13 protein-coding genes and 4 pseudogenes are annotated in these 13,831 nt (G+C 65.9%); 11 read left to right on the forward strand and 6 right to left on the reverse strand.

Going from position 1 to position 13,831, the window contains the following annotated elements; translation table 11 throughout:
• Positions 1-72: 72 nt before the first annotated feature.
• Positions 73-954: a polysaccharide deacetylase family protein gene (locus MSM1_RS13155; RefSeq protein WP_213442762.1), complete on the forward strand. Its 882-nt coding sequence runs from the start codon at positions 73-75 to the stop codon at positions 952-954.
• A gap of 98 nt (positions 955-1,052) precedes the next feature.
• Here the strand turns inward: MSM1_RS13155 and MSM1_RS13160 are convergent, their stop codons facing one another.
• Entirely contained in the window at positions 1,053-2,033 is a 981-nt protein-coding gene (locus MSM1_RS13160) for a hypothetical protein (protein ID WP_213442763.1), read from the reverse strand.
• A 169-nt stretch (positions 2,034-2,202) separates the two neighbouring features.
• Between MSM1_RS13160 and MSM1_RS22465 the strand changes: the two genes are divergently transcribed.
• The 5 genes from MSM1_RS22465 (at position 2,203) to MSM1_RS13180 (ending at position 6,072) form a co-directional block, all read left to right on the forward strand.
• The gene (locus MSM1_RS22465) at positions 2,203-2,325 is read left to right on the forward strand and encodes a hypothetical protein (RefSeq protein ID WP_282100904.1); all 123 of its coding nucleotides are present in this window, start codon (positions 2,203-2,205) and stop codon (positions 2,323-2,325) included.
• A gap of 408 nt (positions 2,326-2,733) precedes the next feature.
• Positions 2,734-3,036, forward strand: coding sequence for a hypothetical protein (locus tag MSM1_RS13165; protein ID WP_213442765.1), 303 nt, complete (start codon positions 2,734-2,736; stop codon positions 3,034-3,036).
• Positions 3,036-4,229: a hypothetical protein gene (locus MSM1_RS13170; protein WP_213442767.1), complete on the forward strand. Its 1,194-nt coding sequence runs from the start codon at positions 3,036-3,038 to the stop codon at positions 4,227-4,229. The genes MSM1_RS13165 and MSM1_RS13170 overlap by 1 nt, the downstream gene beginning before the upstream one ends.
• 104 nt (positions 4,230-4,333) lie before the next feature.
• Entirely contained in the window at positions 4,334-4,726 is a 393-nt protein-coding gene (locus MSM1_RS13175) for a hypothetical protein (RefSeq protein ID WP_236055996.1), read from the forward strand.
• A 254-nt stretch (positions 4,727-4,980) separates the two neighbouring features.
• The gene (locus MSM1_RS13180; RefSeq protein ID WP_213442769.1) at positions 4,981-6,072 is read left to right on the forward strand and encodes an IS630 family transposase; all 1,092 of its coding nucleotides are present in this window, start codon (positions 4,981-4,983) and stop codon (positions 6,070-6,072) included.
• Between the two features lie 165 nt (positions 6,073-6,237).
• Here the strand turns inward: MSM1_RS13180 and MSM1_RS13185 are convergent.
• Positions 6,238-7,377 (reverse strand): annotated as a pseudogene (locus MSM1_RS13185) (transposase).
• A gap of 154 nt (positions 7,378-7,531) precedes the next feature.
• Between MSM1_RS13185 and MSM1_RS21870 the strand changes: the two are divergent.
• On the forward strand, positions 7,532-7,849 hold the full coding sequence (locus tag MSM1_RS21870; protein ID WP_236056356.1) for a hypothetical protein: 318 nt from the start codon (positions 7,532-7,534) through the stop codon (positions 7,847-7,849).
• A gap of 17 nt (positions 7,850-7,866) precedes the next feature.
• Positions 7,867-8,115, forward strand: a pseudogene (locus MSM1_RS21875) (multicopper oxidase domain-containing protein); the annotation flags it as partial.
• Positions 8,116-8,232: 117 nt separating this feature from the next.
• On the opposite strand, the pseudogene MSM1_RS21880 reads toward MSM1_RS21875, so the two are convergent.
• The 3 genes and pseudogenes from MSM1_RS21880 to MSM1_RS13200 form a co-directional block, all read right to left on the reverse strand.
• A pseudogene (locus tag MSM1_RS21880) lies at positions 8,233-8,412 on the reverse strand (DUF222 domain-containing protein); the annotation flags it as partial.
• Positions 8,413-8,514: 102 nt separating this feature from the next.
• On the reverse strand, positions 8,515-8,817 hold the full coding sequence (locus tag MSM1_RS13195) for a hypothetical protein (RefSeq protein WP_213442771.1): 303 nt from the start codon (positions 8,815-8,817) through the stop codon (positions 8,515-8,517).
• 327 nt (positions 8,818-9,144) lie between these two features.
• A pseudogene (locus MSM1_RS13200) lies at positions 9,145-10,586 on the reverse strand (IS1380 family transposase).
• A 324-nt stretch (positions 10,587-10,910) separates the two neighbouring features.
• On the opposite strand from MSM1_RS13200, the gene MSM1_RS13205 reads away from it, so the two are divergent.
• From MSM1_RS13205 to MSM1_RS13215, 3 genes are all read left to right on the forward strand, one after another.
• Positions 10,911-11,213, forward strand: a complete 303-nt coding sequence (locus tag MSM1_RS13205) for a hypothetical protein (RefSeq protein WP_213442773.1) — start codon at positions 10,911-10,913, stop codon at positions 11,211-11,213.
• Positions 11,213-12,406: a hypothetical protein gene (locus MSM1_RS13210; protein ID WP_213442775.1), complete on the forward strand. Its 1,194-nt coding sequence runs from the start codon at positions 11,213-11,215 to the stop codon at positions 12,404-12,406. Before MSM1_RS13205 ends, MSM1_RS13210 begins: the two co-directional genes overlap by 1 nt.
• A 101-nt stretch (positions 12,407-12,507) precedes the next feature.
• On the forward strand, positions 12,508-12,900 hold the full coding sequence (locus MSM1_RS13215) for a hypothetical protein (protein ID WP_236055997.1): 393 nt from the start codon (positions 12,508-12,510) through the stop codon (positions 12,898-12,900).
• Positions 12,901-13,199: 299 nt separating this feature from the next.
• On the opposite strand, the gene MSM1_RS13220 is transcribed toward MSM1_RS13215, so the two are convergent.
• On the reverse strand, positions 13,200-13,831 hold a 632-nt coding region (locus tag MSM1_RS13220; protein WP_213442778.1), incomplete at its 5' end, for a transposase.

Below are 13,831 nucleotides of genomic sequence, written 5' to 3' on the forward strand. Positions count from 1 at the left end.
TTGTCCGGTCCGCACCCTTCCCGCGGCGTTTGCGCACAAATCGCGGCTTCGCCGACAGGGTAGGCTGCCAGCGTGTCGAGAAGACCCGACAGCCAGGCCTGGCGCTACCGGCGAACCGTCCTGGGGGGGCTGGCCGCCGCGGCGGTGCTGGTGGTGGGCGGGCTCACCGGCCATGTGAAGCGGGCCGGCGCCGATACCGTGGATTGTGCGCGTGTCAAGTGTGTAGCGCTGACGTTCGACGACGGCCCGACGCCGTTTACCGACCGGCTTTTGCGGATCCTGAACGACAACAACGCCAAGGCCACGTTCTTTCTGATCGGCAACAAAGTCGCGGCCAACCCTGCGGGTGCCAAACGCATCGCCGACGCGGGCATGCAGATTGGCAATCACACCTGGGAACACCCCAACATGACGACGATCCCCCCGCAAGACATCTCCGGCCAGCTTTCCAAGGCCAACGACGTGATCGCCGCCGCCACCGGCCAGACGCCGACGCTGTACCGTCCCGCCGGCGGACTCTCGAACGATGCCGTGCGCCAGGCGGCCGGTCGCCTGGGGCTCGCCGAAATCCTCTGGGATGTCATCCCTTACGACTGGATCAACGATTCCAACACGGCCGCAACACGCCAGGTGCTGATGGCACAGATCAAGCCGGGCTCGGTGGTGTTGCTGCACGACACCTACTCCAGCACCGTCGACTTGGTGTACCAGTTCATCCCGGTGCTCAAGGCCAACGGCTATCGGCTGGTGACCGTCGGTCAACTGCTCGGGTCCCGCCCTCCCGGCAGTAGCTACGGCAGCCGCGAGAACGGGCCACCGGCCAACGAGTTGCGCGATATTCCGGCGTCGGAGATTCCATCGCTGCCGAACACACCCTCACCCAAGCCGATGCCCAACTTCCCGATCACCGACATCCCGGGGCAAAACTCGGGTGGGCCCAATAACGGCTCCTGATCCAAGGGTGGCCGCGACGACGCCGGTCCGCCGCTCGGTGACGCTCAGACCGCTGCGCTTGGAGACCCGCGTGACAACCGGCCGGGTCAACGGCTCGGTCAACTCTTCGCGACCCGCAGCGCCGCGATAACCGCGTCGATGGTGGCGCGGGCGTCGGCATCGCCGATGGGTGTCGCGCCGAGGAAGAAGGTGACCGGTTTGGTTTTCACCACGATGATGGTGACGGAATCACCTTTCACATTGCGGGAGGCGTCGGCGATCGTGATGTCGGCGTCCACCCGCGCGGCCGGGGTGTTGTCGACGCTGACCGACGACGTCTTGGTCGGGCCCAGGGTGGGCGATGCCCCCGCGTAGCCGGGGCCGTTGGCCACACACGTCATCAACTTCGATGCTTGCGCGGCAATGTCCATGCTGGCGACGAAGTTCGTGATGCCAACCTCGGCCTGCATCATCCACTGGTTGGCTCCGGGCACCTCCTGGGCCACGCCCACCGCGTCGATGGCATTGGGCATCGAGTCATCGGAGAACGGCGTCCATCCGGGGGCCGCGCTCATGGGAAACGACAGTTTGCCCGCGCTGACCGTGTCGCCGTTGGGCACCGGGCCGGCCGAGACGTTAGGGGTGCAGTCGGTCGCGTTCTGCTGCGACGTGGTCGGTGGCGCGGCCGGGACACTGCTCGTCGCCGACGGCGCGGTCGCGGTCGGCTTGCCGTGGTGACCGACGGTGAGCCCCAGGATCACCGCCAGTGCGACGACGAGCACCGTGATGCCGGCGCCGACCAGCCAGGGCGTCTTGGAGCCCGGCCCCCTCGGTGGCGGGCCGGGGGGATAGGGTCCTCCCGGCCAGCCGGTCTGCGGGCCCTGCGGGCCGGCCGGGGGGAACTGTTGGGGAGGATAGGCACCGGCATAGGGATCCACACCGCCAGGAGGATTAGGGTACGAACCGCCTGGCGGGTATGGGTATGCGCCGCCCGGGGGATAGGGTGCGGCTTGGGGCGGGCCACCCCAATACTGGCCCTGCCCATACGGATCGGCGCCGGGAAGATCTGGTCCGTATGGGCCGCCGGGCGGAGTCGTCATAGCTGAACCTCTTCACTGTCCTCGGCCACCTCGCGGTGGGTAGAGCATGGCCACATCACCGCGGCGATCGGCGTGACGCCGCCAGGTTCGTCGCGCTCGCGCACGGGGTTCGCCGCATCCCTAGTGCAGTATGCCGGGTAGCTTAGCCTGGCTACCAATGGACCGGTAATTGCGCTATCTCAACCATTACGATGACCCGCTGGCCTGGGTTTGGTACGCCTGGATGAAACTGACCGACGAGGGCCGAAAAGCCGCGCAAGCCTTGCAAGAAGGCGCGGCGGATATGCGGTGACGGTTGCGGTGATCCCGCGCGCTGCCCGTAGTGCTTGGGTGAATGACAGCGTGTCCGGGTCGTGTCCGTAATCGGTTGTCGCCGAACGCATCGGCCAGCCGATCGCGTCGTGCACGCACAGGCAGCCATAGAGCGTGACGCGTTTCCCCGGACGGCACCGCATTGGTCTTGCTCCGCCGCAGCGGCGCGGCCCCCGTGCTGGCCGCCTTGGCCCACAGCCGCCTCTCCTTCGTGAAGACCCTGCAACCCGCGATCCTGGCTTCGTTGGTCATGAGGTGTTAACGTGCCCCGCGGCGTGTTCGGTTCGCGCTGTTTGGGTTACCGCGTTCGGCGATAATCGTTATCGTTCTGGCACGTGCGTAACAACTAGCGTTTCGGGGTATCGTCCGTGTGGCTTACGATCCCCTTATGCCAGCCGATATGCCGGGTCGGTGTTTGCGGGTGCAGGCCGGCGGGTTGGCGCAGCTGGGCGCGACCTGCCAGACGCTTGGCGCCTCGCTGGCCGGTGCTGCCGGTGTGTCGTTTGTGGCGGTGTCGGGCTGGCAGTGCAACGCGGGCGCGGTGAATCGCGCCGCCGCCACGGCGCGCAAGGACCTGGGCGCGATCACGGCGCGGATAGCTGGCCGTGGTGGCCGCTACAGCGCGGCGGGCGGCTGCTATGCGGGGACCGATCGGGGCAATGCGGCCGCGTTGGGTGAGCTGGTGCGCTGATGGCGGCTGTGGCGCAGGGCTGGCCCACGCTGTCGGAGTTGCAGGCATCGACGTTTGATCATTTGGGGCGGTTCGCCGACTGGTGTGAGCGTGTTGGCGGTGAGGCCGAGCGCGCCTTAGAGCGGCTGGCCCGTGAGGTGCGCGCCCCCGGCGGGGTGGAGTGGGAGGGCGCGGCCGGGGAGGCGGCGATCACCCAGGCCGACGCCGATGTGATCGCCGCGCGCCCGTTTGTGTGGGGTTTAGCTGATGCGGCGGTGATCGCCCGCCGCGGCCAAGACGTGCTGCAGGCCGGTCAGCGGCTGGCGCTGGATGCCGTTGATGACGCCCACCGGGACGGCTTTGAGGTCGGCGAAGACTACCGCGTGACCGACACCCGCGAAGCCGCCACGAGCCAGCAGCTGGCCCAGCGGCAAGCCGCCGCCCAGGCGCACGCGGATTTCATCCGCTACCGCGTGGCCCAGCTGGTCGCCAACGACCAGCATTTGACCGCCGAACTCAACGAGGCCACCGCAACCTGGGGCACCCTGACGTTTCCGGAGTCGGGTGGCGCCGATCAGTCCCCGAATGGCCAGCACGACGGGCATGTTCGGCTTGTCGACTGGAAGACCGGACCCGGCCAGTCCCCGCAGCCGTCCACACCCTCGGCTCAAGACATACGCGAGGCGATCAAAAACCTCCCGGAAGGCACCCGCCCGTTCATTAAAGAGATTCGCAGCGAGCAAGACCTTCGCACCCTCTGGGACTGGCTCACCAAAAACGCGAAACAGCACACCGGCAGCAGCACCTACAACGGAGTTGAGCGCGTGCTGAACGACGGGACACGAGTGGGGCTTCGCCAAAGCGATGACCACGGGTCCACAATCGACATCCGTTACCCAGATAAAGAACCCGTGAAGGTTCACATCGATACTGCCAGGGGTGGTGTGCCCAACATTCCAGCCCCGCCCAGCGAACCGGTGGCGCCCAAGGCGGCAGCAGAGCCACCGCCTCGTGCGCCGACCGAGGGCACGCCGCCGGTTAAGCCCTCGCCAGGCACGGGGGAAGGCGGCGGTGCGATGCCTCGGCTTCCCTTCGGCGGGCTGCCCTGGGATTCACCCGCGACCGGGCCTCACGTTGTCCATACACCGGACGAGCCCCGTCACTCACCGGTACTAGGTGAGCTCCCAGAGGAATTCGAAGGCCCAAAGCCGTGACCGGAATAGGACAGAACTCTTGGCGGCTTCGGGCAAGGACGCGCCCGCTCCCCTCCGGCCTGACGAGGGCCAGCGGTGTCGATAAGTCTCGCTAGGCTGGATCAATGACCGAATCGAAGCTGGACGCACGCGAGGAGATACGCAGAGAACTGCTGCTCGACGGAACGGCAGATTGCGTAGACCTCAGTATGGTCGATTCCTCTGTGACCCGGCAGCACCCGTCTGCGTCGTTGGCGGAGATTCAAAATGAAACCCTGGCTGTGATTCGCTCTCTGGTCAGCGACGGGCTGTTTGTGCTCGGTGCGATGTCAGGGGAAGGGGGACGGTGGGAGCCTTGGGACGAGCCGCTTGAGGAGTCGATGCGCAAGATCGCCGAGGTCTACCTCAACCATTACGATGACCCGTCGGCCTGGATTTGGTATGCCTGGATGAAACTGACCGACGAGGGCCGAAAAGCCGCGCAAGCCCTGCAAGAAGGCGCGGCTGATATGCGGTGACGTGTCGGGTGGTTCTGGGATATACCCCATGCCGGCACACCCACCTGCTTGAGTACGACGGCGGCGCTTTGGTCCCTGAAATCACTAGCCGCCGTGATTTCAGCGCGTTCGACGCTCCGTTGCACAATTTCAACGGGGCCAATAAGTGGGCGCTTGGACTAGTGTCCCGCGCCGTTAATTCGTTATATAATTGTAATTTGGGTAGACGCCAATGAATCAGACGAATTACGTTGGGCTATAGAATAATTCAATCTATGACGCGACGTGGACGGCCAACAGCAGAACTGGTGCTCAGCGACGAGGAACATCAGACGTTGACGCGGTGGTCGCGGCGGCGGAAATCCTCGCAGGCGTTGGCGTTGCGGTCGCGGATCGTACTGGCCTGCGCGCAGGGCCTGACCAACAAGCAGGTGGCCGCCCAAGAGCACGTGTCGCAACCAACGGTGGGTAAGTGGCGCAGCCGGTTCCTCGAGGCGCGCTGTGACGGGTTGGTCGACGAACCGCGCCCGGGTCGACCAGCCACGATCACCGCTGAACAGGTCGAAGACGTGGTAGTGGCCACCTTGGAGTGCGCCCCGGACAACGCCACGCACTGGTCACGCGCATCGATGGCCACGCGGTCGGGCTTGAGCAAGTCGACGATCGGGCGCATCTGGAAGGCCTTCGAGCTGCAACCACACCGCAGCGAGCATTACCAGCTTTCAAACGACCCCCTGTTCGTGGAGAAGGCCTACGACGTTGTCGGGCTCTACCTGGACCCGCCCGAGTCGGCAGTGGTTTTGTGCGTGGATGAAAAGTCCCAGATCCAGGCGCTGGCCCGCAGCCAGCCAGCATTTCCGATGATGCCCGGCATGCCCGAAAAGCGCACCCACGACTACGTCCGCAACGGCACTACCAGCCTGTTCGCCGCGTTCGACATCAGCGACGGCACTGTCATCTCCTCACTGCACCGCCGCCACCGCGCTGTGGAGTTCAAGAAGTTCCTGACAAAGATCGACACCGCGGTCCCCGCCGAGCTGGACGTGCACCTGGTCTGCGACAACTACGGCACACACAAAGCGCCCACCATCATGGCCTGGCTAGACAAGCACCCCCGATTCCACATGCACTACACGCCAACTTATTCCAGCTGGATCAACCAAGTTGAGCGTTGGTTCGCCGAACTCACTCGCCAACTGGTCGAACGCGGCGACCACCGCAACGTGCAAGCCCTGGAAAAAGACATCCGGGCCTGGGTCGCCAACTGGAATGACAATCCAAAACCGTTCGTGTGGACCAAAACCGCTGAACAGATCCTCCAGTCCATCCAACGATTATTGAAACGAATTAATGGCGCGGGACACTAGCCTCGATTTTTCGTGCGGCCTGGCCGGGTTGTTCGGAGCCGGTTGCGGCCGGGTGGTGATGGTCATTGTGGCACGCGGGTGCGACAAGCCGGCCGGTGTCGCTCCGGTGGGGGCTTTCCTAAGGCGGGGGAGGTCTTTCGTCTTGTCGGGTCAGGGGACGGCGGTTTAGGTGAACGCGGCGCGGATGCGACACCAGGCGGTGGCGATCGCGTGTGCCCAGCGCCAGGTGGCGTCGACGCGTAGCCGTAATTGGCGGGCGCCTCGGGTGCGGCGGGCGGCCACGTGCAGCCAGCACCCGGTAGCGGAAGGTTTCGATCTCGCAGCACGCCAGGTCGGGGTGACCGGTGAAGCCGATGATTTTGGCCCAGGCGATCAGATCGGTTGCGGCCATGATGATTTCCAGTCAGGCGGAGTTGGCGTCGAAGGCGTTGAGCGGCAAGTTGCGCAGGCCGGTGGCTTTGGCGTGGCGGATCCGGTCCTCGACGCGGGCGTGGTGGCGATGCCGCAGTGCCAGCCCGGCGACTGACCCGGGACCACACCGTCGGCGGTGTCGGTGAGAAACCTGGTGATCCGATGCCCGTCAGAATCGGTGAAGCGCAGCTGCGCGCTAGGATGCGGGCGTTCTTTGCGCAGGATCAGCCGGGTGCCGGTCGGCCATGCCGATAAGTCCCCCAGCTCGGTGGCTTCGGCGACCCAGGCGCCCTTGCGGATGCCGCCGTCGGTCTCGATCGCCGGATACCAGCCCTTGGCGCTGTTGAGCACCTCGACCGCGTCGCGGATCGGCGCGTCGATTGCTGCTCCCAAGGAAAATCCCACCCCTGATTTCCGGCAGGAGGCCGCAAACCCGTAGGTGGCGCCGGCCGAGTCGGGCCAGATCAGCGCCTTCGGGGTATCCGGATTGTCCGGGTCGGGGCGGTATTGCGCCGGCAGCGACGCCAACGCCTGCTCAAGCACGCTGATGTGATCAGCGGTGGTGTTGCTTGCGGCGTTGCCCACCCGCAGCAGCCCGGCCAGTGTCTCCCCGGCGGCGATGTCGGGGCGGTCCAAAAACACAGCAGCGGGTGGAACAATCGGCACCGTCGCCGACCGCGGCGGCCAGATCGGCGAACACATCCCCGGGCGCATGAATCCACGGCCCCTGGTAAGTGTCGGCCAAGGCCGCCATCACCTGCGAGGATAGCCCGGTCAAAGTTGAAGAGCCGCCAAATCGGCGACCTCGCGCAACATGCCCACACCGGCGTGCGACACCACGCCGTGGCCGTCCGCCGACACTTTGACCCGAGAAGCCGCTGCGCTACCCTTCACCTAGAGCATGCCGTTCCGCTCGCAATGATGGGCTTTCGGCAGTATCATTATCCCTTGCAGGACAGGAGCTTTCGCTAACTCAGCAGTGTGTCACGCCAAGTTACACGCAAAATCCGGGCTTGTACCTCTACCGCCCGGAATGGAGTACGGCGACATGGTGGAAGCCGGCGCCCGCACCGGATGGATCGCACCCGGTGAGACCGCGGTCCTCGACGCCGGGGTGATCGGCTCGAACCTCGATGGCTGGTGCGCGGTGGCCGGACATCGGCAGCTGGGCATGACGTTTTCGGTCCGGGTGAGCGGGGCCGCCAAGCCCACCGGGCGCCCCGGCCACAACACCGCCGGGCACCCCACGCCGATATCGACCGCCGACAGCGCCCGCAGCCTCGGCGCGACCCGGGTCCGGGCTTCACCCCGCGCGATGCCACGCTGCCCCCGGCAACGGCCGATCACCGCATTGCGCTGCCCGTGACCGAGGTCGAACGGGAAGTGTCCCCGGGAATCACCCAGCGGCTCTGGACATTCGGAGGCACCGCGCCGGGGCCCACGCTGCGGGGCAAGGTTGGGGACGTCTTCGAGGTCACCCTCGTCAACGACGGCACCATCGGGCATTCGATCGACTTCCACGCCGGAGCGCTGGTCCCCGACGAACCGATGCGGACCATCCTGCCCGGCCAGCGCCTGGTCTACCGGTTCATCGCGACGCGCGCCGGTATCTGGCTGTATCACTGCTCCACGATGCCGATGTCGTTGCACATCGCCAACGGCATGTTCGGCGCGGTGATCATCGACCCGCCGGATCTGCCGCGCGTCGATCGGGAGTATCTGATCGTGCAATCGGAGATGTATCTCGGGGCAGCCGAAGGCGAGGCCGACGCGATCCGTGGCGTGCAGCACGATCCACTGTGCAGGGGCGGCCAGCCGTTTGGTTTGATAGAGCCTTCATGCCCGGCCCGTGGCGAAGATCGCTAAAGAGTGGTGCGCGTGGGCGGCCAGCCGGATCACATCACTCATCGGCAGCAGCGTGCCGGCGCCTCACGGCCCCATTGTGGCGCAGCGCCGCCCACGCACGGCGAAACCCGTGGCAGGGGTGCTTGGCGCAGTAATCACGCAGCCACGCGTAGCCCAGCATCCGCATTAGCCGGGGTCTGCGTAACAGGGATGCGCCGGTAGGTGCAACGGGCATACTCGACCGCTTTGCACGCCAGCCGCTCCGACAGGCCCAGCACCACTTTGAGCAAGTCCAGGCGCGCCGCTTGGCGGCCGGGCTGAAACCTTTCCCTTGGCCACCTCCCGCAAGGCGTCCTTTTCCAGCTCGGCCTTAGTCAACGGCTGCTTCAAGCGGGTGTTCTGCCCGCGCAGCTCCTTGAGCTTTGTGACCGCCTCCAGATCCATGCCGCCGTAGGCGCGCCGCCAGTTATACAGCGTCGCCGCCGACACCTCCCGCTCGCGGCGATCTCTTCGTTGGTCTTGCCGCCGCGGCCAGCTCGTCGGCGCGGCGCAGCTTGCACATCACGTCCACAGCGGAATGCTTCTTTCGACCCGCCATGCGATTCATCGTCCCTTCCAGCCCCACCTGGGGCCACTGGACTCTAAGCCTCAATCCGTGGACCAGTGATTTGGTGTCGTCGGGGGCCTGGTTTTCGGCATGGTTGAGGTGGTTGGAATGGTGTGGGCAGGTGTGATCTGCTGGCCTGGACCAGCTTTCCTTGGGGTTTCTTGGGTCGGGCCTGGTAAGGGGGAGCGGATAGGGGCTGGCTGGACGGGTCAGGCGGCGCGGGGTTGGGCGGTGGGGTAGCCGGTGACGTTGTCCCACAGCGTTGTCCATTCAAACTTGGGTGGCCAGTGCGCAGGTAGGTGCAGCATCGGTTTGCGGGCGGGCGCGGCGAAGCGGGCCGGCGCGGTGACCAGGTCGCGGCGCAGGGTCGCTTCGCGCGCGACGGCGTGCTGACCGCCGGCGATGGTCCCGGCGGCGGGTAGCAGGTTGTGCGCGATGACCGCGCAGGCCAGCCAGGCGCAGTTGGCGGCGAACAGGCCCGAGGGGATATGCGCTAGCGGCCCGTCGATCAGGTCGGCGAAGGTGGTCTCGATGATGGCGTGTTTGCGGTGGGTGAGGTCGGCCTGGTCGGTGGGCAGGGTGGAGTTGGTGAGAAACGGGTGATAGCGCCACACCGGGAACAGCGCGTCGGGGTAGCGGGCGTCTTTGACGCGGCGCACCACCAGCCGCGCGGTCACCCGGCCATGGCCCCGCACGGTCAAGGTGTAAAGCGTTTCGGCGACCTGGGCATCGGAGATCAGCGCGCCGGTGTCGGGGTCAACGACGGCGCTTGGGTAGTGCACCGGGGTGAACGCGGCCTCGTCGATGGTTTCGGTCGCGGCGCTGACTCGGCGGTTGCGGCTGAGGGTCAGCGAGAATTCGACTTGCTCATCAAGGCAGGCCCCAATCACCTTCTTGGTGCCAAACGCCGCATCGCCGCGGGCCATGATCTTTGCGTGCGGGTCGATCACACGAGCGGTGGCGATCGCTTGTTTGAGCTGGCGGGCCGCGCCACGGCTGGAGCCGGTCTTGCCGCCGCGCAGCCACGCCTGGGCGATCACCGCCGCCGCGGTCGATGTGCACAACGTTGTCACCAGGGGCGAGAGTCCTCTGCGCAGCAGCGCGTGCCCGGCGATCTTGGCGTGGCCGAACGAGGCGCCTTGTTTGTGGTGGCCGTAGACCGGGCGCAGCAGCGAGTCGATGTCGACAAACATCCGCTCGTGGCTGCCGGGCAAAAGCGGTGTGCGGGCCGCGAGCGCGATCAAATGCTCGCGGGCTACCGCGGCGAGCTGGTTGGCGTGCCCGAAGGTGACCTCGCGCAGAAAGATCCCCAACGTGGAGGGCGCATACACCTCGTGAAACACCCGGGGTGTGCCGCCGGCGCGCAGCACGCCCGCGTCATCATGCTGTCCGCCCCGCACATCATGGCGGCGATGATCGTGGTCAGTTTGCCGGCCGGGTTGACCGCCCCGGAGGCCACCCGGGTCGCTGGCCGATCCACATGCTGATCGATCAACCGCGAAAGACCAGCCTGCTCAGCCAGTTCCAGCACCGGAACCAACCCGGCCGACGACACCAGATTCTGCTCGTCGACCACCGCCGACTCGACGCTGAACGTATAGGATGAGTGCGCCGAAAATGCCTTCCGGGGACAGGACTTTAGCAATCCCATTGTCCCAGTTCAGAAGGCATTTTCGCTGTTCACACGCCGATGAAATCACCGGCCCATCCACGGATTGAGGCTAAAACAAGGCGGACTCATTCGCGGGGGCACGCCAGCTGCGCAATGACGTACGAACGTCATATACGAACGCCATAACGTTATTGCGTTAGCGTGTTGAGCCATTCTTCCGCGAGGGTGGCCGCCGCCAGGGCGGCCGGGCGCACACCCCTCCAGCGTCTACCCGGCCGCTAGCCTGCTAACCCTGCCCGCCTCTCCGCTATCGGCGCGCGGTTTTAGATGTGGCCCTGGCCGGGCATGGGTTACGATCCCCCCATGCCAGCCGATATGCCGGGTCGGCGTTTGCGGGTGCTGGCCGGCGGGTTGGCGCAGCTGGGCGCGACCTGCCAGACGCTTGGCGCCTCGCTGGCCGGTGCTGCCGGTGTGTCGTTTGTGGCGGTGTCGGTCTGGCAGTGCAACGCGGGCGCGGTGAATCGCGCCGCCGCCACGGCGCGCAAGGACCTGGGCGCGATCACGGCGCGGATAGCTGGCCGTGGTGGCCGCTACAGCGCGGCGGGCGGCTGCTATGCGGGGACCGATCGGGGCAATGCGGCCGCGTTGGGTGAGCTGGTGCGCTGATGGCGGCTGTGGCGCAGGGCTGGCCCACGTTGTCGGAGTTGCAGGCATCGACGTTTGATCATTTGGGGCGGTTCGCCGACTGGTGTGAGCGTGTTGGCGGTGAGGCCGAGCGCGCCTTAGAGCGGCTGGCCCGTGAGGTGCGCGCCCCCGGCGGGGTGGAGTGGGAGGGCGCGGCCGGGGAGGCGGCGATCACCCAGGCCGACGCCGATGTGATCACCGCGCGCCCGTTTGTGTGGGGTTTAGCTGATGCGGCGGTGATCGCCCGCCGCGGCCAAGACGTGCTGCAGGCCGGTCAGCGGCTGGCGCTGGATGCCGTTGATGACGCCCACCGGGACGGCTTTGAGGTCGGCGAAGACTACCGCGTGACCGACACCCGCGAAGCCGCCACGAGCCAGCAGCTGGCCCAGCGGCAAGCCGCCGCCCAGGCGCACGCGGATTTCATCCGCTACCGCGTGGCCCAGCTGGTCGCCAACGACCAGCATTTGACCGCCGAACTCAACGAGGCCACCGCAACCTGGGGCACCCTGACGTTTCCGGAGTCGGGTGGCGCCGATCAGTCCCCGAACGGCCAGCACGACGGGCATGTTCGGCTTGTCGACTGGAAGACCGGACCCGGCCAGTCCCCGCAGCCGTCCACACCCTCGGCTCAAGACATACGCGAGGCGATCAAAAACCTCCCGGAAGGCACCGCCCCCTCCATCAAAGAGATTCGCAGCGAGCAAGACCTTCGCACCCTCTGGGACTGGCTCACCAAAAACGCCAAAGGGTTCGCCGGGAGCAGCACTTACCCGGGGAGGGAATTTGTGCTCGGTGACGGCACACGGGTCGGACTTCGCCAAAGCGATGACCACGGGTCCACAATCGACATCCGTTACCCAGATAAAGAACCCGTGAAGGTTCACATCAATACTGCCAGGGGTGGTGTGCCGAACATTCCAGCCCCGCCCGGTGAGCCGGTGGCGCCCAAGGCGGCAGCAGAGCCACCGGCTCGCGCGCCGACCGAGGGCACGCCGCCGGTTAAGCCCTCGCCAGGCACGGGGGAAGGCGGCGGTGCATTGCCTCGGCTTCCCTTCGGCGGGTTGCCCTGGGATTCACCCGCGACCGGGCCTCACGTTGTCCATACACCGGACGAGCCCCGTCACTCACCGGTACTAGGTGAGCTCCCAGAGGAATTCGAAGGCCCAAAGCCGTGACCGGAATAGGACAGAACTCTTGGCGGCTTCGGGCAAGGACGCGCCCGCTCCCCTCCGACCCGATTACCAGCGACGTCGATAAGTCTCGCTAGGCTGGACCAATGACCGAATCGAAGCTGCTCGCACGCCAGAAATTACGCCGGGCGTTGTTGATCGAGGGGGCAGCTGACGAAGTGGATCTCGGTATGGTTGATTTCTATGTGACCCGGCAGCACCCGTCTGCGTCGTTGGCGGAGATTCAAAATGAAACCCTGGCTGTGATTCGCTCTCTGGTCAGCGACGGGCTGTTTGTGCTCGGTGCGATGACTGGCGAAGGTAGGCGGTGGGAGCCTTGGGACGAGCCGCTTGAGGAGTCGATGCGCAAGATCGCCGAGGTCTACCTCAACCATTACGATGACCCGTCGGCCTGGATTTGGTATGCCTGGATGAAACTGACCGACGAGGGCCGAAAAGCCGCGCAAGCCCTGCAAGAAGGCGCGGCTGATATGCGGTGACGTGTCGGGTGGTTCTGGGATATACCCCATGCCGACGAAAACCGGTGGCGACGACGAGGACAAGGAGGGCAAAAAGGCTACGGCGGGTTGTGGAGCAGGGGCAAAGGCAGCAGTACTCACATCGAACAGCACTAGTGGAAACCCGACTTAGACCGTATGTGGTGACTGCTCCGGAGTGGAGTAGTTGCTGGCCGGGGCCTCGCTCACGCAATCTCGTGGGTTACCGAGCGCGGTTCGGTGGCGTCCCAATCGCGGTGTAAAAGTTCGGGCATAGATTCCGCTCACTTGCGATTGTGATTTTATGCGATGGCGCCGACAGCATCGGCCGGCGCCGCTCCGGTTTCGGCGCGTACTTCTGAATTTCGTTGCGGCAGTTTGGTCGGTGGGTCATGCAACGACCTTCGCAGGTCCTGTAGTAGCCGTAGCCCGGCCGGTGTCATGGTGAACCCGCGCCAGCCGGCCGAGGCGCGGTCGAGTACGGCCCACACCAGCTTCAGGCAGGAGTGCTCGCCGGGCAGTCGGCCGATGACCTTGACTCGGCGGCGGGTCTCCCCGAAGGTCCGCTCGATGAAATTGGAGTGGCGCACCCGGGCCCAATGCTCCCGCGGGAACCGCAGGTATACCGTCAGCGAGTCACGGTCATCAAGAAGACACCGCACCGCCGCCGGATACGAGTCGCGCCAACGCTTGGCGAACGCGTCGATCCTCTTGTGCACGTAGGTGACCGCGTCGCGGCCAGGCGCGATGTTCTCGGGCACATCGAAGATCGCCCAGTAGTCGGCCTTCACCTCGGCTTGGGCGTTTTTGGGCACTTTGGCAAGGATGTTTCTGGCGCGATGCACCAGACACCGCTGGCGCAGCGCGGCACCCATGGTGCGCTCCACCGCGCCGATCAACCCGGGTGCGCCGTCGCTGATCACCAGCAGCGGGC

This window comes from Mycobacterium sp. SM1 (genome assembly GCF_018361265.1).
GTDB lineage: Bacteria > Actinomycetota > Actinomycetes > Mycobacteriales > Mycobacteriaceae > Mycobacterium.

Coding starts and splice junctions, on each gene's coding strand:
- MSM1_RS21870 (WP_236056356.1), top strand. CDS start 7,532: ATGGTGGAAGCCGGCGCCCGCACCGGATGGATCGCACCCGGTGAGACC.
- MSM1_RS13165 (WP_213442765.1), top strand. CDS start 2,734: ATGCCAGCCGATATGCCGGGTCGGTGTTTGCGGGTGCAGGCCGGCGGG.
- MSM1_RS13175 (WP_236055996.1), top strand. CDS start 4,334: ATGACCGAATCGAAGCTGGACGCACGCGAGGAGATACGCAGAGAACTG.
- MSM1_RS13215 (WP_236055997.1), top strand. CDS start 12,508: ATGACCGAATCGAAGCTGCTCGCACGCCAGAAATTACGCCGGGCGTTG.
- MSM1_RS13160 (WP_213442763.1), bottom strand. CDS start 2,033: ATGACGACTCCGCCCGGCGGCCCATACGGACCAGATCTTCCCGGCGCC.
- MSM1_RS13170 (WP_213442767.1), top strand. CDS start 3,036: ATGGCGGCTGTGGCGCAGGGCTGGCCCACGCTGTCGGAGTTGCAGGCA.
- MSM1_RS13210 (WP_213442775.1), top strand. CDS start 11,213: ATGGCGGCTGTGGCGCAGGGCTGGCCCACGTTGTCGGAGTTGCAGGCA.
- MSM1_RS13180 (WP_213442769.1), top strand. CDS start 4,981: ATGACGCGACGTGGACGGCCAACAGCAGAACTGGTGCTCAGCGACGAG.
- MSM1_RS13205 (WP_213442773.1), top strand. CDS start 10,911: ATGCCAGCCGATATGCCGGGTCGGCGTTTGCGGGTGCTGGCCGGCGGG.